We start from the raw sequence: 19,778 nt of genomic DNA, 5'->3' as shown, positions 1-19,778 counted from the left end.
AACCGGCCGGGACACCGCCGTCCGCCCGGCGGGAGGAACGTCGCCGATGAGCACGAACACGCAGGCCGAGCTGCACGTCCCCACGCACCCGGTCCGATTCGTGACCGCGGCCAGCCTGTTCGACGGACACGACGCGGCCATCAACATCATGCGCCGGATCCTGCAGCGCCAGGGGGCCGAGGTGATCCACCTCGGCCACAACCGGTCGGTGGACGAGGTCGTGACCGCCGCCATCCAGGAGGACGTGCAGGGCGTCGCGATCTCCTCCTACCAGGGCGGGCACGTCGAGTACTTCTCCTACCTGGTCGAGCTGCTGCGCGAGCGGGGCGCGGGCCACATCAGGGTCTACGGCGGGGGCGGCGGCGTGATCGCCCCCGAGGAGATCGAGCTGCTGCACTCCCGCGGCGTCGCACGGATCTTCTCCCCCGAGGACGGCCAGCACCTCGGCCTCCCCGGGATGATCAACATCATGATCCGCGAGTGCGACACCGACCTCGCGGCCGAGCCGCCGTCGACGGTGTCCGGGGGCTCGGCGGGCTCCGCCTTCGCGGACGGGGTGCTCTCCGGCGAGACCTCCACCCTCGCCCGCGCGCTGACGATGGCCGAGTCCGGCACGCTGCCCGAGGGGGTCCGCGAGCGCATCGCCGCCTCCGAGCGTCCGGTGCCGGTCCTGGGCATCACCGGCACGGGCGGCTCCGGCAAGTCGTCGCTGACCGACGAGCTGGTCCGCCGGTTCCGCCTCGACCAGGAGGACAAGCTCCGGATCGCGGTGCTGGCGGTCGACCCGACACGGCGCAAGGGCGGCGGTGCGCTGCTCGGCGACCGCATCCGGATGAACGCGCTGTCCGGCGACCGGGTGTTCTTCCGCAGTCTCGCCACCCGCGGCAACGAGGGCGGCTCGCTGCCCGAGCGGCTCGGCGACACCATCGCCGTGCTCCGCTCGGCCGGGTTCGACCTGGTGATCGTGGAGACGCCCGGCATCGGCCAGGGCGACGCGGGCATCGTCCCGTTCGTCGACCACTCGCTGTACGTGATGACACCGGAGTTCGGTGCCGCCTCCCAGCTCGAGAAGATCGACATGCTGGACTTCGCCGACGTCGTCGCGATCAACAAGTTCGAGCGTCGCGGCGCCGAGGACGCCCGCCGCGACGTGGGCCGTCAGCTGGTGCGCAACCGCGAGGAGTTCGGCGCGACCTGGGAGGACATGCCGGTCTACGGCACCTCGGCCGCCACCTTCAACGACGACGGCGTGACCGCGCTCTACCAGCACCTGCGCGACCTGCTGGCCGAGGGCGGGCTGACCGTCGGCGAGGGCCGCCTCCCCCGCGTCGACACCAAGACCTCCAGCGACTACGCCGCGGTCATCCCGCCCGACCGGGTCCGCTACCTCGCCGAGATCTCCGAGGCCGTGCGCGGCTACCACGCCGACACCGAGGCCCACGCGCAGGCCGCGCGCACCGCCCAGCACCTGCGCACCGCGGCCGAGGTCGTCGGCGGCGACGACCTGGCCGAGGCGCTGCGCAGCGCCGAGAAGAAGGTCCCGGCCGAGTCCGCGGAGCTGCTGGAGGCCTGGCCGTCGCGGGTCGCGGACTACTCCGGCGACGAGTACGTCTACACCGTGCGGGACAAGGAGTTCCGCACGAAGCTGACCAAGGAGACGCTGTCGGGCAGCAAGGTCCGCCGGGTCGCCCTGCCCCGGTTCGACGACCACGCCGCGCTGCTGCGCTTCCTGCGCAAGGAGAACCTGCCGGGCTTCTACCCGTTCACCGCCGGGGTGTTCCCGTTCAAGCGCGAGGGCGAGGACCCGGCGCGCATGTTCGCCGGCGAGGGCGACCCGTTCCGCACCAACCGGCGCTTCCGGTACCTCTCGCAGGACTCCGAGGCCAAGCGCCTGTCGACGGCGTTCGACTCGGTCACCCTCTACGGACACGACCCCGACACCCGTCCCGACATCTACGGCAAGGTCGGCACCTCGGGCGTCTCGATCGCGACGCTGGAGGACCTCAAGGCCCTCTACGACGGGTTCGACCTGTGCTCGCCGACGACCTCGGTGTCGATGACGATCAACGGGCCGGCCCCGACGATCCTCGCCTACTTCCTCAACACCGCCATCGACCAGCAGGTCGAGCGGTTCCGTGACGAGCAGGGCCGCGAGCCCGACGCGGCCGAGCGCGAGGAGCTCGTCGCCTACGCGCTGGCGAACGTGCGGGGCACGGTGCAGGCCGACATCCTCAAGGAGGACCAGGGCCAGAACACCTGCATCTTCTCCACCGAGTTCTCGCTGCGGATGATGGCCGACATCCAGGAGTGGTTCATCGCGCACAAGGTGCGCAACTTCTACTCGGTCTCGATCTCCGGCTACCACATCGCCGAGGCCGGGGCGAACCCCATCAGCCAGCTCGCGTTCACCCTCGCCAACGGGTTCACCTTCGTGGAGAGCTACCTGGCGCGCGGGATGGACGTCGACGACTTCGCGGCCAACCTGTCGTTCTTCTTCTCCAACGGCATGGACGCCGAGTACACGGTGATCGGCAGGGTCGCCCGCCGCATCTGGGCGATCGCGATGAAGGAGCGCTACGGCGCGAACGAGCGTTCCCAGAAGCTGAAGTACCACGTCCAGACCTCGGGACGGTCCCTGCACGCGCAGGAGATGAACTTCAACGACATCCGCACCACGCTGCAGGCGCTCTGCGCGCTCTACGACAACGCGAACTCCCTGCACACCAACGCCTACGACGAGGCGGTCACCACGCCGTCGCAGGAGTCGGTACGCCGCGCGATGGCCATCCAGATGATCATCAACAAGGAGTGGGGCCTGTCGCTGAACGAGAACCCGCTGCAGGGCTCGTTCGTCGTCGATGAGCTGACCGACCTCGTCGAGGAGGCGGTGCTGCGGGAGTTCGAGTCGATCGCCGAGCGCGGCGGCGTGCTGGGCGCGATGGAGACCGGCTACCAGCGCGGCCGGATCCAGGACGAGTCGATGCTCTACGAGCACCGCAAGCACACCGGCGAGCTGCCGATCGTCGGCGTGAACACCTTCCTCAAGCCGGCCGACCCGGACGAGCAGCACCAGGAGATCGAGCTGGCCCGCGCCACCGAGGCCGAGAAGCAGTCCCAGCTCGACCGGCTCGCGGACTTCCAGTCCCGGCACCGCACCGAGGCCGAGCAGGCGCTGCGCCGGTTGCAGGACGTCGCGACCGGTGACGGCAACGTGTTCGACGAGCTGATGCGGGCCGCGCGGGTGTGCTCGCTGGGTCAGCTGACGACGGCGTTCTTCGAGGTCGGCGGGCAGTACCGGCGCAACATGTGACGCCGCGGGCGGGCCGGGCACTCCCCGGCCGCCCGCGGGCGCCGCACCCGCACCGGCGGGGGCCGGGTCCCTCACCAGCGACCGCGCCGGTTCGGGATCCGCGCGGCCGCCAGACCGACCGCGGTGAGCGCCACCGCCAGGACCCCGTAGGCGATCCCCGCGGCGACGCCCGGGTCGTCGGCGGCGGTCAGCACCGACACCGCGGCGATCCCGCCCATCTGGCGGAACATGATGCGCAGCCCGGACACCGCGGCGACCTCGTCGGGCACCAGGTGCATCCCGGCGTTGTTGGCGGCCGGGCCGGAGAGCCCGGTGCCCAGCCCGAGCAGGGTGGACCCGGCCAGCAGCCACACCGTGGGCCCCCCGACCGGGGGCGTCACCGCGGTGACCACCAGCCCGGCGACGACGGCGACCAGCCCGCCGAGCAGCAGCGGCCGGAAGCCCAGCCGGCGCAGCAGCGCCACCGCGGCCGCGGAGGTGACGATGGTGCCGACCGCGCGTCCGGTCAGCAGCGCCCCGGCGACGAACGCGGGCAGGTCGTAGCGGACCTGGGCGTAGAGCGGCAGGGTCGCCGAGAACCCGATCACCACGGCGCCGAAGACGACGTTGGTGACGTTCATGATCCCCAGGCCGCGGCCGGCGAGCAGGTGCATCGGGACGACCGCGTCGGGCCGCCGCCGGGCGTGCCGGACGAACGCCCCGCCCGCCACCAGGGCGACCACGCCGGCCAGGACCGTCCAGCCCGGGCCCGATCCCGGGGAACCGAGCCGGGTGATGGTGAGCATGGCCGCGAGCAGGGTCACGACCAGCAACGCGATGCCCGCGCTGTCGATCCGTGCGGTCCGCCGGTGCGGCGGGTCGTCGACCAGGGCCAGGCCGACGGCGACGAGCAGGATCCCGATCGGGAGGTTCACCAGGAAGATGCCGTGCCAGGTCCACGAGGTGAGCACCAGCCCACCCACCAGTGGCCCGAGGATCGCGCCGATCGGGAACACACTGGTGAACAGCGCGAGCGCCCGGTCGCGGTCCCGTCCGAACTGGTGCGCGACGATCCCGTTGGCGGCCGGCAGCATCACGCCGCCGGCGAGCCCCTGCACCAGGCGGCAGGCGATGAGCACACCGATCGAGGGGCTGAGCGCGCTCAGCCCGGACATCACCGTGAACACGGCGACCCCGGCGAGGAACATCCGGCGCCCGCCGAAGCGGTCGGACAGCCACCCGCCGAGCGGCAGCGCGAGGATCTGCCCGACGGCGGCGACGGTCACCACCCAGCCGGTCCAGGCCAGGTCGGCGCCCAGGTCACCGCTGATCGTGGTCAGCGCGGTGGCGACCGACGTCCCGTCGAGGGAGAACATCAGCAGCGCCAGCCCGACGACGGCGAAGACCGGCACCCGGCGCGGCAGCGGGTCGTCGCCGGGCGGGCCGGCGGGAGTGCGTTCGGGGTGGTGGTGGGTGTCGTGGGCGGCGTCGGTCACGTGGTGGGCACACCTGATCTTCCCGGAGGAACCGGACATGATGTGCTTACCACAAGCTAAACACCTCGGGCGGATCGACCGCCCGCCCGCCGTCAGCGGCGCGAGCGGCTGCGGCGGCGCCCGCGGTTCCAGCCGCCGAGGATGCCGATCGCCTCGACGAACGACTCGGCGGCCTTGGAGAGCTTGCGTCCGGCCTTCCGCATCGGGTTCCTCCGAAAGTTCTGTGGTGCTGGGGACGAGACCCCACCGTGACAGACCGCGACGGACCCCGAGCACGGGGGCACTGCTCCGTGAGGGTGACGAACCGGACAGGCGCCACTCCCCGCTCCGGGCGTCCGCCACCCGCTCGGACCATCGCCGTGCGGCGTGTCGGGTGGCGGCGGCACCGACGGAGCAGCGAGCGGCCGGACACCGCGGATCACTGCTCCAGGTGGGCAGAAGCGTGTGTCACACCGCGGGCGCCGGGGTCCGGCGCAGCACCAGCGCCAGGACCAGGGCCCCCAGCAGCAGGGCGCTGACGTAGCCGGTCACCCCGGCCCAGCCGGCGTGGTCGTAGGCGACCCCGCCGAGGGCACCGCCGATGCTGGACCCGGCGTAGTAGCCGACCAGGTACAGCGACGAGGCCTGGGCCGGCACCGCTCCCGGCAGCATCGCCGAGCGGCGCCCCACCCACGAGCTGGCGACCGAGTGGGCCCCGAAGAACCCGACGGTGACCATCAGCAGCCCGGCCAGGGTGGTGACGAGCAGGTCGGGCAGCGTCACCCAGATCCCGGCGAGCGCGAGGACCGTCGCCACCCACAGCACGGGACGGCGACCGAACCGGTCACCCAGCGTTCCGGCGCGGGTGGAGGCCCAGCTGCCGGCGACGTAGCCGAGGAACACCAGCCCGACGAGGGTGCCGGGCAGCGAGAACGGCGGCGCCAGCAGCCGGAAGCCCAGGTAGTTGTACACGGTCACGAACGCGCCCATGAGCAGGAACGCCATCCCGAACAGGCAGAGCAGGCCCCGGTCGGTGAGATGACGGCGCAGCGGGCCGCCGAGGTCGCGCAGCCGGCTGCGGGCCGGGGTGGGAGCCGTCGCGGGCGGGAGCAGCAGCCGGAAGGCGACGGTCGCGAGCACCGAGACCGCACCGACGGCGGCGAGTCCGGCGCGCCATCCCCCCAGCTCGGCGACCCACGAGGCGACGAGCCGCCCGGACAGCCCGCCCAGGGTGTTGCCCGCGATGAGCAGCCCGACCGCACCGCCGAGGTGCCGGGGGGCGACCTCGTGGGTGAGGTGGGCCATCGACAACGCGGGCAGCGCCGCCAAGGCGATCCCCTGCAGCCCGCGCACGACCACGAGGGTCTCGAACGTGGGCGCCAGCGGGGCCAGCAACGCCAGCAGCGCCGACGCGGCCAGTGCCCAGGTCATCACGCGCGCCCGGCCCCACGACTCGGTGAGCGCGGAGAGCGGCAGCACGGCCAGGGCGAGGGTGCCGGTGGTCGCCGACAGGACGAGACTCGCCGTGGACGAGGAGACGCCGAACTCCGCCGACAGCGTCGGGAGCAGTCCCTGCACGCTGTAGACCAGCACGAACGTGGCCATCCCGGACAGCCACAGGGCGATGCCCAGGCGCCGGTACCCGGGGGTCCCCCGCTCGTGCGGCGGGGCGGGCCGGGTGGCGGTCGGAGCCGTGGGACGCTCGGTCGTTGTCATCGCACACGACCGTAGGCGCGGAGGTCGCATGCGTCCAATGCATGTTCTTTCTCGGTACCATGCGTATGTGCATGAGTCGTTGGCCCCGGCGCTCCACCGCTTCGTCGCGGTCGCGCGGGAGGGGCACCTCACCCGCGCCGCCGAGCGGATCGGTGTCCCCCAGCCCACGCTGTCCCGGGCGATCGCCCGGCTGGAGGACGAGCTGGACGTCGCACTGTTCCGGCGGGCCGGGCGCGGGCTGGTGCTGACCGCCGCCGGGCGGACCCTGCTGCCCCGGGCCGAGGCCGCGCTGGCCGAGCTGACCGCGGGCGTCGCGGAGCTGGCGGGCGACGCCGACCCGGTCACCGGCCGGGTCGCCCTCGGCTTCCTCGGCACGCTGGGCACCGGTGCCGTGCCGGGCATCCTGCGCGAGTTCCGGGAACACCACCCGCGGGTGCGGATCGAGCTGGTGCAGGTGCCGCACGCGGCACTGGTGGAGCGGGTCCGCGACGGGCGGGTCGACCTGGCGCTCACCTCCCCGATGCCCGACGAGCCGGGCCTGGTCGCGACCCCGCTGGCGCAGGAGGAGCTGCGGCTGGCGGTGCCGTCCGGGCACCGGCTGGCCGGGGCGGGTGCCGCGGACCTCGCCGAGGTCGCCGACGACCCGTTCCTGCTGTTCGCCCGCGGCTACGGGCTGCAGGGCGTGGTGGAGTCGTGGTGCGCCCAGGCCGGGTTCCGGCCGCACCGGGCGTTCGAGGGCGGCGAGACGGCGACGCTGCGCGGGCTGGTCGGGGCCGGACTGGGCGTCGCGCTGCTCCCGGCCGGCCCCGACGTGCCGGGAGTGGTGCAGGTGCCGGTGCGCCACCCGCACACCGTGCGGACGCTGGGGATGGTGCACGCGGCCGACCCGCGGCCGACCGCGCCCGTGCGGGACCTGCGGGCGTTCGTCACCGAGCACGGGCCACGGTGGCTGGCGCCCGCCGGCTGACCCGGCGCCGCGGCCCGGCCCGGCCGCCCGGCCCCGGCCGGTCGGCGGCCGCCGGGCTACGGTCGGTCCCATGACTGCGCGAGTGGCGGCACCGGTCGACGACGAGGGCCGTGCGGTCGCCGTCCCGGCCACCGTGCGACGGGTCGTGTCGATCGTGCCGTCGCTGACCGAGGCGCTGGAGGCGACCGCGCCCGGCATCGTGGTCGGCGCGACGGACTGGTGCACCCATCCCGCCGACCTCGGGGCGGAGCGGATCCGCGGGACGAAGAACCCCGACGTGGAGCGGATCGTCGCGCTGGCGCCGGACCTGGTCGTCGCCAACCAGGAGGAGAACCGGCTGCCCGACCTCGACGCGCTGCGTGCGGCGGGCCTGCCGGTGTACGTGACCGACATCCGCGACGTCGACGGCGGTCTCGCCTCACTGGGCCGGATGCTCGCGGCGTGCGGCCTCGACGAGCCGGACTGGCTGCGGGAGGCCCGCGCGCTGTGGGCGGCGGTCGAGCCCGCCCCGGTCCGTCGCCGCGCCGTGGTGCCGATCTGGCGCAGGCCGTGGATGGCGGTCGGCTCGGACACCTTCACCGGCGCCGTGCTGGACCGGCTCGGCGCCGTCAACGTCCTGGACGACTCCCCGGAGCGCTATCCCCGGTTCGACCCCGCCGACCTGCCCGCCCACGACCTCGTGGTGCTGCCCGACGAGCCGTACCTGTTCACCGCCGACGACGGCCCCGAGGCCTTCGACGCGCCGTCGGTGCTGGTCAGCGGCCGGCTGCTGACCTGGTACGGGCCCAGCCTGCTGGAGGCGGCGCGGGAGCTGCCCGCCGCACTCGACGTTCGCTGAGCCACCTCAGCCGGGAGGCCCGACGAGGACCTCGGCCAGGGCTCGCAGGTCGGCGGCCATGTCGATGCCCTCGGGGTCGGCGCCGGCGCGATCGAGCAGCCACTGGATCTGCAGCCCGTCGGCCGCGGCGAGGAGCAGCCGCGCCACCCGCTGCGGGTCGAGGCCCGCGGCGGCCGGCGCCCCGGAGGGCACCGCCCCGGACGACACCGCACCGGACGACAGCGCCTCGGGCGGCTCCGCTCCCGACGGCACCGCCGCGGGCGGCTCCGCACCGGACCGGCGCTCCAGGTCCGCGGCGATCGAGGAGCGCAGCCGGGCGTAGCGGTCGGTGAACCAGGCGTGGGCCGCGTGGTCCGGGTCGGTCGCCTCCGCCGAGGTGACCGCGTAGAGCCGTACGAGGCCGGGCTCGGACCTGTTGTCCCGCACGGCGTCCAGCAGCCCCTCCGGCCCGGGCGACGTCGCGGCCGAGCGTTCGTCGCGGGCCTCGAGGACCGCCGCCAGCAACGCCTGCTTGGACCCGAAGTAGTGGAACAACGTCGGTTCGGTGACCCCCACCCGGCGCGCGATCTCCTTCGTCGACGACGCGTGGAACCCACCGGTCGTGAACACCTCCAGCGCCGTGTCCAGGATCTGGGCCCGGCGCCGGCGGCCCTTGTCGTAGCGCCCGCGTGCCGTCGTCACCGGCGGAGGCTACCGCGCCAATACCTAGTGACACTAGAATTTGGTGCGTACGGTGGGGCCATGGCACCCGTCGACGAGGACCTGATCAGCACGCTCGTCTCCCGGCTCGACCTGGAACGGAAGGTCCGGCTCCTGACCGGGGCCGACTTCTGGTCCACCCCGGCCGAGCCGTCCGTCGGGCTGCGCCGGATGGTGCTGTCCGACGGTCCGTCGGGGGTGCGCGGGGAGAGCTTCGACGAGCGCGACCCGTCGCTCTCGCTGCCCTCGTCGACCGCGCTGGGCGCGACCTGGGACCCGGCCGCGGCCCGCCGCTACGGCGCGGCCCTGGGCGCGGAGGCCCGCCGTCAGCACGCCGACGTCGTCCTCGGTCCGACGATCAACCTGCACCGCAGCCCGTTCGGCGGCCGGCACTTCGAGTCGCTGTCCGAGGACCCCCTGCTGACCGGGGAGCTCGCCGCGGCCTACGTGGAAGGGGTGCAGTCCCACGGTGTCGCCGCGACGCCGAAGCACTACGTCGCCAACGACGCCGAGACCGAACGGTTCACCGTCGACAACCGGGTCGACGAGCGCGCGCTGCACGAGCTGTACCTGGCCGCGTTCGAGCCGGTCGTGACCCGGGCCGGGGCCTGGGCGGTGATGTCGGCCTACAACGCGGTCAACGGGCCGACGATGAGCGAGAACCCGCTGCTCGGCGAGCCGCTGACCGGCGAGTGGGGCTTCGACGGGCCGGTCGTGTCCGACTGGGGCGCCGTGCGCACGACCGAGGCCTCGGCGAACGCCGAGCAGCACCTGGTCATGCCCGGGCCGGTGGGGGTCTGGGGCGAGCGGCTCGTCGGCGCCGTGCGCGACGGCCGGGTCGCGGAGGCCACGGTGGACGACAAGGTGCGCAGGCTGCTGCGCCTGGCCGCCCGGGTCGGCGCACTGGACGCCGCGGGCTCCCCGCCCGTGTCCGGCGTCTCCGGTGGGCCCGCCGAGGACGGGCCCGCCGTGGCCCGCGGGCTGGCCGCGGCGGGCAGCGTCCTGGTCCGCAACACCGGTGAGCTGCCGTGGGACGCCACGGCGCTCGGCACGGTCGCGGTGCTCGGCCACAACGCAGCACTCGCCCGCACCCAGGGTGGTGGCAGCGCGACCGTGCGGCCGGCCGCCGTCGTCTCCCCGCTGGAGGGTCTGCGCGGGGCGCTGGGCCCGGACCGCGTCCGGTACCGGCTGGGCGCGCAGGTCGCCGAGGGTGTGCAGCCGTTCGCGCCGGACCGCATCACCAACCCGGTCACCGGAGGCCCCGGGCTGCGCGCGGTGTTCCGGGACGCCGACGGCGCCGCGCTGCGCGCCGAGGACCGCCTCGGGGCCGCGCTGATCTGGATGGGCCCGGAGATCCCCGAGGGCGCCGACCACGTCGAGATCTCCCTGCGCTGGGACGCACCCGCCGGGACGCACCGGCTCGGCGCGGCCGCCGTCGGACACGTCACGCTCGACGTGGACGGCACCACCGTGCTCGACACCGAGGGCGTCCTGACCGGCGACGAGGGCCCCGGCGCGGCGATCTTCGAGGCCCCGTCGGTGACCGCCGGGGTCACCGTGGACGGGCCGGTCGAGGTGGTGCTGCGGTTCCGTCCGTCCGGCCGGGAGGCGGGGATGGCACTGTGCGCGGTCACCGTGGGGACCGAGACCGTCGTCGCCGACCCGGACGCCGAGGTCGCCGCCGCGGCCGCGCTCGCCGCGGAGTGCGACGTCGCGGTCGTCGTGGTCGGGACGAACGACCGGATCGAGAGCGAGGGGTTCGACCGGACCACCCTCGCGCTGCCCGGGCACCAGGACGCCCTGGTCAGGGCGGTCGCCGCGGCGAACCGGCGCACCGTGGTCGTGGTGAACGCCGGCGCGCCGGTCCTGCTGCCGTGGCGCGAGGAGGTGGCCGCGGTCCTGCTCGGCTGGTTCGGCGGTGAGCGCTTCGGCGAGGCCGTCGCCGACGTGCTGCTCGGTGTGGCCGAGCCGGGCGGACGGCTGCCCACCACCTGGCCCGCGACCGGACGGGAGCGCTCGGTGCTCACCGGTGCCCCGACCGACGGGGTACTGCGCTACGACGAGGGCATCCACCTCGGGTACCGCAACTGGCTGCGGCACGGCGAGACGCCGGCGTACCCGTTCGGGCACGGTCTCGGCTACACGAGCTGGACCCTCGACGCCGCCACCGCCGGTCCCTGGTCGGCCGACGGCGTCGCGGTGACGGTCACGCTCACCAACACCGGCACCCGGGCCGGGCGCCAGGTCGTCCAGGCCTACCTCGCACGGTCCGGCGGCGAGGTCGAGCGCCCGGCCCGGTGGCTGGCCGGCTGGGCCGTCGTCGACGCCGCCCCCGGCACGACGACGGTCACCGTCCCGGTCTCCCGCCGTGCGTTCCGGCACCGCGCCGGCGCCACCTGGGCCACCGAGCCCGGGACCTGGACGCTGCACCTGGGGTTCTCGGTCACCGACACCCCGCTGCACGCCGACGTCGAGGTCGTCGCGCAGGGGTGAGGCACCCGCTCAGGCGTGCGCCGCCCGCACCAGGTCCGAGCACTTCTCCCCGATCATCATGGTGGTGATGTTCGGGTTGATCGCCGGCAGGAACGGCATCGCGGAGGCGTCGGCGACCCGCAGCCCCTGCACCCCGCGGACCCGCAGCGCCGGGTCCAGGACGGCGCCCGGGTCGTCGTCGGTCCCCATCCTCGCCGTGCACGCCGGGTGGTAGACGGTGTTGTGGGTCTTGCTGATGTAGTCGGCGAGCTCGTCGTCGGTGACGGCCTCCGGCCCCGGGGCCAGTTCGGCGGCGATCCACTCCTTCAGCTGCGGCTGCTCGGCGATGCGGCGGGCCAGCCGGACGCCCTCGGTCATCACCCGCATGTCGTGGCCCTCGGGGTCGGTGAAGTAGCGCGGGTCGACCCGGGCCCGGTCGCGGAAGTCGCGGGTGCGCAGCCGCACGGTGCCCCGCGAGCGGCCGCGGGTGACGTTCGGGGTGAGGCAGAACCCGTTGTCGGTGGTCGGGTAGCCCCAGCGCAGCGTGTTCATGTCGAACGGCACCGAGCCGTAGTGCATCATCAGGTCCGGCCGGTCCAGGGCCGGGTCGGTGCGGTGGAACAGCCCGATCTCCCACCACTGCGAGGACTCGGTGACCATCGGCTTCGCCGCGTCCCAGAAGACCAGGCCCTCCACGTGGTCGTCGAGGTTCGACCCGACACCGGGCAGGTCCGAGCGGACCTCGATGCCGAACTCGCGCAGGTGCTCGCCCGGGCCGATGCCCGAGAGCATCAGCAGCTTCGGGGTGTCGATGGCGCCCGCGGAGAGGATGACCTCACGCCCGGCCTGCACGGTCTCGCGGCCCGGGCCGATGCCCCGCTGGTACTCCACGCCGGTGGCGCGGGTGCCGTCGAACAGCACCCGGGAGGCCCAGCAGTCGGTGCGCACCTCCAGGTTCGGGCGCGAGTCCAGGATCGGGTGCAGGTAGGACACCGACGCCGACGCGCGGGTGCCGTCGGGGAAGGAGTTGATCTGGAAGTACCCGGCGCCGTCGGTGACGGTGTGGCCCTCGTTGAACCGCACCGTCGGCATGCCGACCTGTGCGGCGGCGGCCAGCACGGCGTCGCCGCACGGGTCGGTCGCCGGGATCTGCATGAGGTTGACCGGACCGGAGCGGCCGTGGCCGTCCCAGTCGCCGTCGTTGGTCTCCAGGCGGCGGATCAGCGGCCAGCACTCGTCCGCGGACCAGCCGGTGAGGCCGGACGCGGCCCACTCGTCGAGGTCCTCGCGCGGGGTCCAGAAGGCGATGCAGGAGTTGTGCGAGCCGCAGCCGCCGAGCACCTTGGCCCTGGCGTGGCGCATGTGGGAGTTGCCGCGCTCCTGCGGCTCCACCGGGTAGTCCCAGTCGTAGCCGGAGTCGAGCAGCGCCATCCAGTCGGTGAGCCGCAGGATGTTCGGGTCGCCGACGTCGGACGGCCCGGCCTCCAGCAGCAGCACCCGCGCCGCGGGGTCCTCGGACAGCCGCGCGGCGAGCGCGCAGCCCGCCGAGCCGCCCCCCACCACGACGTAGTCGAACCGGTCGGTCATGCCGTCTCCCCCATGCCCTGCTCGATCTCCTTCGCCCGGTGCTCGGGCAGGCAGCCCAGCCCGTGCCTGCCGCGCAACCGGAACCACGCCAGCCCGGCCAGCGCGACGACGCCGATGAACAGGAACGCGACGAACCGCAGCCACCCGGTGCCGTAGACCTCCTCACGCGGCCAGGCCAGGTTGATCGCCATCGCCGCGCCCCACAGCACCGCCAGCACGTTCACCGGCAGGCCGAGGCGCCCCAGGGAGAAGTACCCCTCCTGCCCCTCGTCCGGCCACTGCCCGCGCAGCCGCCGGACCAGCATCGGCACCGTGACCAGCAGGTACGCGATGTAGATCATGATGATCGCCACGCTGGTGACCGCGGTGAACACCTCGGGCACACCGATGTTCGCGACCAGGATCAGGATCGCGACGACACCGACGACGATCGCCGGCACCACCGGCGTCTTGTGCTTCGGGTCGATCCGGGCGAGCACCGAACCGGCGGGCAGTGCGTTGTCGCGGGCCATCGCGAACATCAGCCGGATCGCGGCGGTGTGCACCGCGAGCAGGCAGACGATCACCGCGATGCTGATCGTGATCAGGAAGACCCGGCCGATCGTGCCGCCGGCGACCTCCAGCAGCACCAGCTGCCCCCCGCCGTCCTTGCTGCCCAGGCGCGGGTCGGCCAGGTCGGGCGCGGCCAGGATGATGCCGAGCAGGATCAGCCCGCCGAGCACGAACGAGGCGACCACCGCGCGCAGGATCGCCGCCGGGGCCGTCCGGCGCGGGTCGACCGTCTCCTCGCCGAGCGAGCTGGCGGTGTCGAAGCCGTACATCACGTAGGCCGAGGCGAGCGCCGCGACGAGGAACGTGCCGAAGTACCCGCCGCCACCCGCGGCCGGGGCCGGGGTCTCGAACAGCACCGAGACGGGGTTACGGATGCTGAGCAGCAAGGCCACGACGATGACGACGGCGGCGATCAGCTCGATGAACACACCGGTGGAGTTGATCCGCGCCATCAGCTTCACACCGACGGCGTTGATCACCGTGGTGAGCACGATCAGGATCGCACCGAGCAGCACGCCGTTGACGGCGGCGTCTCCCGCGTCGGAGGCGTCGCCGACGAGCTGGAAGCCCGACCAGATCTGCGGGAACGTGAGCTGCGCGGCCAGCGCGACCGCCGCCAGCGACACCACCGAGGCGGTGAACATCATCCAGCCGGCCAGCCAGGACACGGTCGGCCCGGCGAGCTGCTTGGACCAGTTGTAGACCGATCCGGCGACCGGGTAGCGCCCGGCCAGCTCGGCGAAGGACAGCGCGACCATGAACTGGCCGGCGAACACCATCGGCCAGGACCACCAGTAGGCCGCGCCGCCGGTGCCGAAGCCGAAGTAGAACAGCTGGAACGTGCCGGTCAGGATCGAGATGTAGCTGATCCCGGCCGCGAAGCTGGCGAACTTGCCGATGCTGCGGTCGAGGGTCTGGCTGTAGCCGAACTCGGCGAGCCCTCCCCCGTCTCCGTCCGCGTCGCGGGAGGGGTCCCGCCGGGTCGGTTCGGGAACGGTCATCGTGGACCTCCTGGGCCGTTGCGTCGCGTCATCATGGCGGCCTCAACGGCCCGAGAACCATCCCTGGGGCTGCGGAGCGGTGTTGGTCCACACGTGCTTGATCTCCTGGTACTCGGCAAGGCCGGTCGGTCCGAGCTCGCGGCCGTTGCCGGACCGGCCCATGCCGCCCCACTCCGCGCCCGGGAAGTACGGGTGGAAGTCGTTGATCCAGACGGTGCCGTGACGCAGCGCGGACGCCACCCGGTGGGCGCGGCCCATGTCGGCGGTGAACACCGCACCGGCCAGGCCGTACTCGGTGTCGTTGCCGAGCCGGACCGCCTCGTCCTCGGTGCGGAACCGCTCCACGGTCAGCAGCGGACCGAAGGTCTCCTCGCGGATCAGCCGCGACCCCGGGGCCAGGTCGGTGATCACCGTCGGCAGGTAGAAGTAGCCCTGCGCCAGGTCCGGGTCGTCCGGGCGGGCACCGCCGCACCGGATGGTGGCGCCCTCGGCGCGGGCGGCCGCGACGAAGTCCTCGATCTTGGCCAGGTGCGCGGCGGAGACCAGCGGGCCGACCTCGACGCCGTCGGCGAGGCCGTCGCCGAGCCGGATCCGCTGCGCGCGGCGCACCACCTCGTCGACGACGGCGTCGGCGACCGAGTCCTCGATGATCAGCCGGGCGCCCGCGGAGCAGACCTGCCCCGAGTGCAGGAACACCGCGAGTATCACGTAGTCGACGGCGAGCTCGAAGTCGGTGTCGGCGAACACGATGTTCGGGTTCTTCCCGCCCAGCTCCACGGCGGTGCGCTTCACCGTCTCGGCCGAGGCCCTGATGATCTTCTGGCCGGTGGACAGGCCGCCGGTGAAGCTGACCATGTCGACGTCGGTGTGCTCGGTGAGCGGGGCGCCGACCGAGGGACCGTCGCCCAGCACGATGTTCACCACCCCGGCCGGGATCCCGACCTCCTCGCACAGCTCGACCAGCACGATCGAGGTGAGCGGGGTGACCTCGCTGGGCTTGATCACCATCGTGTTGCCCGCGGCGATCGCCGGGGCGACCTTCCAGGACAGCTGCAGCAGCGGGTAGTTCCACGGCGTGATCAGGGCGCAGACGCCGACCGGCTCGTGCACGATCCGCGACACCACGGCGGGGTTGCCGGTGTCGACGATCCGGCCGGCGTCCTTGTCGGCGAGCCCGGCGTAGTAGCGGAAGACGGCGGTGACGTCGTCGACGTCCTGACGGCCCTCGGCGATCGTCTTGCCGGTGTCGAGGGTCTCCAGCCGGGCGATCCGCTCCCGGTCCCGCACCAGCAGGTCGGCGATCCGACCGAGCAGCGCGCCGCGCTCCCCGGTCGTCGTCCGCCGCCACGGCCCGTCGTCGAAGGCCCGGCGGGCGGCGTCGACCGCGCGGTCGACGTCGTCGGGCCCGGCCTGGTCGACCTCGGTGACCGTCGAGGCGTCGTAGGGGTTGATCACCGGGACGGTCCCGGCGGACCCGGTGGTCCAGCTTCCGTCGATGTACAGGCTCGGCACGGCGCGAGCTTTCACCGGGAACAGGTCGCTGTGCAAACCGGACCGGCGTCCGGTGCGCCAGGACACGGTCCCGCATTCCGGTCCCCGCGTGGCGACGCCCCGGATGCCCGGTTAGAGTTGCGCCATGGGCAACACGGTGCGTGGACGGGAGCCCGGGGTGCAGTCGGTCGACCGGGCCATCACCCTGCTGACGTTGCTGGCCGACCGGAGCGAGGCGGGGGTCAGCGAGCTCGCGGCGTCGCTCGAGGTGCACAAGTCCACCGCCTTCCGGCTGCTCGGCGCCCTGGAGGAGCGCGGGCTCGTCGAGCAGATCGCCGAGCGCGGCAAGTACCGCCTCGGGTTCGGCCTGATCCCGCTGGCCGGACGGGTCGCCGAGCGGCTGGAGGTCACCACCCAGGGCCACCCGGTCTGCGAGACGCTCGCGGAGCGGCTCGGCGAGACCGTCAACATCGCCATCCCGGACCGCGGATGGGCGGTGAACGTGGACCAGGCCCGCGGCCCGTCGATGGTCACCACGTTCAACTGGCTCGGCCGGATCACCCCGATGCACAACACCTCCAGCGGCAAGGTGCTGCTCGCCTCGGTCGTCCTCGACGACCCGACGACCATGCCGGACACGGTGCCGGAGCAGGGTCGCGACACGCTCGTCGACGAGCTGCACCGGGTCCGCGACCGCGGCTACGCGTGGTCGCTCGAGGAGCTGGAGACCGGGCTCAACGCCGTCGCCGCACCGGTGCTCGACCACGGCGGGGCCGTCGTCGCGGCCCTGTCGGTGTCCGGCCCCGCCTACCGCCTCCCGGCCGACCGGATCGAACGGATCACGCCCGAGGTCGTCGCCGCCGGGCGGGAGATCAGCCGTCGGATGGGGTTCTGGCGCGAGCGCTGAGCGGCGTCTACCGGGGTGGTGCGGGGGCGGGGCCCTGCAGACGTTCCAGTACCGGCGGCAGGGTGCGTTCCAGCTCGTCGCCGTGGCGCTCGAACTCGCGCCGCAGGAACGGCGCCGCCAGCTTCAGCAGCCCCTTGAGCCGGACGTGGGCGTGGAAGCTCACGACGCTCCCACCGGTCTCGGTGGGTTCGACGACGATCTCCTCGGTCGCGGTGACCGTCGCGTTCTCCCCGACGAACACGACCCGGTGCGCCGTGAGCTCGCACAGCGTGTGGTCGAGCTCGCTCTCCCGCCCGCTCCACACCGACACCGTGCGCCAGGCGGCACCGACCGCGACGGGGCCGCCCCCGTCGGACCGGGTGCTGGCGCGCACCGTGGGGTCCCAGACCTCGCTGTGCCCGTGGTCGGCGAGGTAGCCGAGCACCGTCGGGACAGGGGTGGACACCGTCATCACCCGCTGGACGCCGACCACGACGCTCCTCTCCCCGGCCGGGCGCCGCGGGCCCGGCCCGCTGCTCCCGACCGGCGCAGATGGTCTCACGACGACCTCTCATGATCGAGAGCGCCCGCGTCGGATTCCTCCGATCGCCCGTGCCGCGGCCGCGCGGCACGCACACTCCTCCCGACGCGGGCCCGGTGGGTCCGCCACCGACGACGGAGGTGCCGCGGTGCACGACCGAGACCGACCCGGGACGCCGTGGACCGGGCGGTGCCCGACCGCGCCGCACCCGTCCCCCGGCGGACCGGTGCGCTCCGATCCCGACGCGCTCGACGCCGCCGCCGCGGCCCTGGACCGGACCGCCGACGGACTCGCCGCCGACGCGGCGCTGCTCGGCGGCGCCGCACCGGTACCGGGCTTCGCGACCGGATCGGCGGCGACGGCCTGGGAGGACTCCATGGTGCGGGCGGTCCGGGAGCAGGCGGGGCGGACCGCGTCCCACGCGTCGGCCCTGCGTGCGGCGGCGGCCGCCTGGCGTGCGGCCGACGACGACACCGCGTCGGCGTTCGCCGGGCGCACGTCGTGAGCGCCGGGCCCGCGCTGGGCGACGTCGTGGCGGCCGACCCCGGCGCGTGGCTGCGCCGCGCCGGCACCTGGGACGGGTTGTCCCGGGCGCTGTCCGACCGGGCGACGGAGCTGGAGCGCTCGGCGCCGGGCGCCTGGGCCGGAGCCGACGCCGACGCGGCCGCCCGGTCCCGCGCCGAGCAGGTACGCCGGCTGCGCGACGACGCGGGGACCGCCACCCGGGCCGCACACGTCCTGGGCGCCCACGCCGGCGAGGTGCTCGACGCCCAGCGGCGCCTGGTCGTCGCCGCGCTGGCGGTGCACCCGCAGTTCTCGGTCGACCTCGAGCGCGGCACGCTCTCGGCCGGTGCCGGTGCGCTCCCGCTCGGCATGTGGCGGCTGCCCGCGACGGTCGCGCGCTTCGCCGCGGACCTGGTCCGCCTGTCCGGTGCGGTCGCCGACGCCGTCGGGGCGGCGCCCCGGTCCGACCGCGCCACGGCCGCCGCGCTGGACGCGCTCCGCCCGGCGCCCGGCCCCGCTCCCCTCCCGGTCACCCCCGCAGCGGAACCGCCCGCCGGTGCGGGCCCCGGCACCGTGCGCGCCTGGTGGACCGGGCTGGCGGCGGCCGAGCGGGAACGGTTGCTGCGCACCCGTCCCGCGCTCGTCGGCGGGCGCGACGGTGTACCGGTCCCCGACCGGGACCGGGCGAACCGGATCCTGCTCGAGGACGAGCTGTCCCGGCTGCGGGCCCGGGTGGCGCTGCTGGAACGGGCCGGGGACACGGTCGGCGCGGACCGCGCCGGACGCACGGCGGCCGGGCTGGAGGCGACCCGCCGCCGCCTGGACGCCGGCGGCGCGAGCCTGCTCCGCCTCGAGCGCGGCACCACGGGCGGCCGGATCGTGCTCGCCGTCGGCGACCCGGAACGCGCCACGCACGTCCTCACCCACGTCCCCGGGACCACCGCGGGCTGGGACACGGTGCCCGGCGACCTGGCCCGGGTCGAGGCGACCCGGGCCGCCGCACGGGCGGTCGCGCCCGGCGGGTCGGTGGCCGCGGTGCTGTGGACCGGCTACGACGCGCCCCCGGACCTGCTCGCCGCGGCCGACCCCGGTGCCGCCCGCGCCGCCGCCGGGGACCTGCGGGACTTCCAGGACGGTCTGCGGACCGGACACGACGGGCCGGTGCACCTGACCGTCGTCGGGCACTCCTACGGCTCGGTGGTGGCCGGGAACGCCGCCCGGGGCGCCGGCCTCGCCGCCGACGACGTCGTGTTCGTCGGCAGCCCCGGGACCGGCGCGGCCCACGCCTCGGACCTCGGCACCGCGCCCGGGCACGTGTGGGCCACGACCGCCGGGCACGACCCGATCGGCCGGGTGCCCGGGGTCGAGGTGTTCGCCACGTCGCGGGGGCTCTCCCCGACCGGGCTCCTGCACGGCCCCGACCCGGCGGCACCGGGGTTCGGCGCCCGGGTGTTCGCCTCGGCGCCGGGGTCGCCGCTGCCGCGGCCGGACGACCCGGCCACCCCGAACGACGAGACGGCGTTCGCCTCCGCCCACGGCGGCTACTGGGACCCCGGATCACCGAGCCTGTCCACGCTCGGCCGGATCGTCGCCGGGGCGCCCGTCCCGCCGTGACGCTGGGTCACGTCCGGACTGCTTTGCGAGACCACCGCACGCCCGGGCGGCTACCGCTACGACCCGGTTCCGAACCGGAGATGGGCCAGGTCACAGGTAGTCGTCAGGCCGATCGCGACTACCCTGTCCCGGACGTGGGCACGGGC

14 protein-coding genes are annotated in these 19,778 nt (G+C 74.3%); 7 read left to right on the top strand and 7 right to left on the bottom strand.

Annotated features, from left to right (window positions below; translation table 11 throughout):
- The first annotated feature begins 46 nt into the window (after positions 1-46).
- Positions 47-3,310, top strand: coding sequence for a fused isobutyryl-CoA mutase/GTPase IcmF (gene icmF, locus KPF47_RS01225; RefSeq protein WP_224386358.1), 3,264 nt, complete (start codon positions 47-49; stop codon positions 3,308-3,310).
- Between the two features lie 71 nt (positions 3,311-3,381).
- Here the strand turns inward: icmF and KPF47_RS01220 are convergent, their stop codons facing one another.
- On the bottom strand, positions 3,382-4,824 hold the full coding sequence (locus KPF47_RS01220; RefSeq protein ID WP_224386357.1) for an MFS transporter: 1,443 nt from the start codon (positions 4,822-4,824) through the stop codon (positions 3,382-3,384).
- A 408-nt stretch (positions 4,825-5,232) separates the two neighbouring features.
- Positions 5,233-6,480 (bottom strand): MFS transporter, encoded by a 1,248-nt coding sequence (locus KPF47_RS01215; RefSeq protein ID WP_224386356.1) that lies wholly within the window; start codon positions 6,478-6,480, stop codon positions 5,233-5,235.
- Between the two features lie 79 nt (positions 6,481-6,559).
- Between KPF47_RS01215 and KPF47_RS01210 the strand changes: the two genes are divergently transcribed.
- A complete protein-coding gene (locus KPF47_RS01210; protein ID WP_224386355.1) occupies positions 6,560-7,447 on the top strand; it encodes a LysR family transcriptional regulator in 888 nt (295 codons plus the stop codon).
- A gap of 70 nt (positions 7,448-7,517) precedes the next feature.
- Positions 7,518-8,285 carry a helical backbone metal receptor gene (locus KPF47_RS01205; protein ID WP_224386354.1) on the top strand — a complete coding sequence of 256 codons (768 nt, stop codon included), beginning with the start codon at positions 7,518-7,520 and terminating at the stop codon, positions 8,283-8,285.
- Positions 8,286-8,291: 6 nt separating this feature from the next.
- Here KPF47_RS01205 and KPF47_RS01200 read toward each other — a convergent pair whose 3' ends face one another.
- The gene (locus KPF47_RS01200; protein WP_224386353.1) at positions 8,292-8,966 is read right to left on the bottom strand and encodes a TetR/AcrR family transcriptional regulator; all 675 of its coding nucleotides are present in this window, start codon (positions 8,964-8,966) and stop codon (positions 8,292-8,294) included.
- Between the two features lie 60 nt (positions 8,967-9,026).
- Here KPF47_RS01200 and KPF47_RS01195 point away from each other — a divergent pair, with 60 nt between their 5' ends.
- Entirely contained in the window at positions 9,027-11,477 is a 2,451-nt protein-coding gene (locus KPF47_RS01195) for a glycoside hydrolase family 3 C-terminal domain-containing protein (RefSeq protein ID WP_224386352.1), read from the top strand.
- 9 nt (positions 11,478-11,486) lie between these two features.
- Here the strand turns inward: KPF47_RS01195 and KPF47_RS01190 are convergent, their stop codons facing one another.
- From KPF47_RS01190 to KPF47_RS01180, 3 genes are read right to left on the bottom strand one after another with little or no spacing between them, the layout of a single operon-like run.
- The gene (locus KPF47_RS01190) at positions 11,487-13,043 is read right to left on the bottom strand and encodes a GMC family oxidoreductase (protein ID WP_224386351.1); all 1,557 of its coding nucleotides are present in this window, start codon (positions 13,041-13,043) and stop codon (positions 11,487-11,489) included.
- On the bottom strand, positions 13,040-14,596 hold the full coding sequence (locus KPF47_RS01185; RefSeq protein WP_224386350.1) for an APC family permease: 1,557 nt from the start codon (positions 14,594-14,596) through the stop codon (positions 13,040-13,042). Before KPF47_RS01185 ends, KPF47_RS01190 begins: the two co-directional genes overlap by 4 nt.
- Positions 14,597-14,638: 42 nt before the next feature.
- Entirely contained in the window at positions 14,639-16,108 is a 1,470-nt protein-coding gene (locus KPF47_RS01180; RefSeq protein WP_224386349.1) for an aldehyde dehydrogenase family protein, read from the bottom strand.
- Between the two features lie 157 nt (positions 16,109-16,265).
- Between KPF47_RS01180 and KPF47_RS01175 the strand changes: the two genes are divergently transcribed.
- Positions 16,266-16,994 carry an IclR family transcriptional regulator gene (locus KPF47_RS01175; protein WP_308015284.1) on the top strand — a complete coding sequence of 243 codons (729 nt, stop codon included), beginning with the start codon at positions 16,266-16,268 and terminating at the stop codon, positions 16,992-16,994.
- 7 nt (positions 16,995-17,001) lie between these two features.
- Here the strand turns inward: KPF47_RS01175 and KPF47_RS01170 are convergent, their stop codons facing one another.
- Complete coding sequence (locus tag KPF47_RS01170) at positions 17,002-17,466, bottom strand: SRPBCC family protein (protein WP_224386347.1); 465 nt, start codon at positions 17,464-17,466, stop codon at positions 17,002-17,004.
- Positions 17,467-17,662: 196 nt separating this feature from the next.
- Here KPF47_RS01170 and KPF47_RS01165 point away from each other — a divergent pair, with 196 nt between their 5' ends.
- Complete coding sequence (locus KPF47_RS01165) at positions 17,663-18,019, top strand: hypothetical protein (protein ID WP_224386346.1); 357 nt, start codon at positions 17,663-17,665, stop codon at positions 18,017-18,019.
- Complete coding sequence (locus KPF47_RS01160; protein WP_224386345.1) at positions 18,016-19,632, top strand: alpha/beta hydrolase; 1,617 nt, start codon at positions 18,016-18,018, stop codon at positions 19,630-19,632. The genes KPF47_RS01165 and KPF47_RS01160 overlap by 4 nt, the downstream gene beginning before the upstream one ends.
- Positions 19,633-19,778 lie beyond the last annotated feature (146 nt).

Source organism: Pseudonocardia sp. ICBG1293 (assembly GCF_020131355.1).
Taxonomy (GTDB): Bacteria; Actinomycetota; Actinomycetes; order Mycobacteriales; family Pseudonocardiaceae; genus Pseudonocardia.
This window is presented reverse-complemented; position numbering and strand designations above follow the sequence as displayed.

Excerpts from the sequence above, each read along its gene's own strand:
- KPF47_RS01195 (WP_224386352.1), top strand. The coding sequence starts at position 9,027 with ATGGCACCCGTCGACGAGGACCTGATCAGCACGCTCGTCTCCCGGCTC.
- KPF47_RS01205 (WP_224386354.1), top strand. The coding sequence starts at position 7,518 with ATGACTGCGCGAGTGGCGGCACCGGTCGACGACGAGGGCCGTGCGGTC.
- icmF (WP_224386358.1), top strand. The coding sequence starts at position 47 with ATGAGCACGAACACGCAGGCCGAGCTGCACGTCCCCACGCACCCGGTC.
- KPF47_RS01185 (WP_224386350.1), bottom strand. The coding sequence starts at position 14,596 with ATGACCGTTCCCGAACCGACCCGGCGGGACCCCTCCCGCGACGCGGAC.
- KPF47_RS01220 (WP_224386357.1), bottom strand. The coding sequence starts at position 4,824 with ATGTCCGGTTCCTCCGGGAAGATCAGGTGTGCCCACCACGTGACCGAC.
- KPF47_RS01215 (WP_224386356.1), bottom strand. The coding sequence starts at position 6,480 with ATGACAACGACCGAGCGTCCCACGGCTCCGACCGCCACCCGGCCCGCC.
- KPF47_RS01190 (WP_224386351.1), bottom strand. The coding sequence starts at position 13,043 with ATGACCGACCGGTTCGACTACGTCGTGGTGGGGGGCGGCTCGGCGGGC.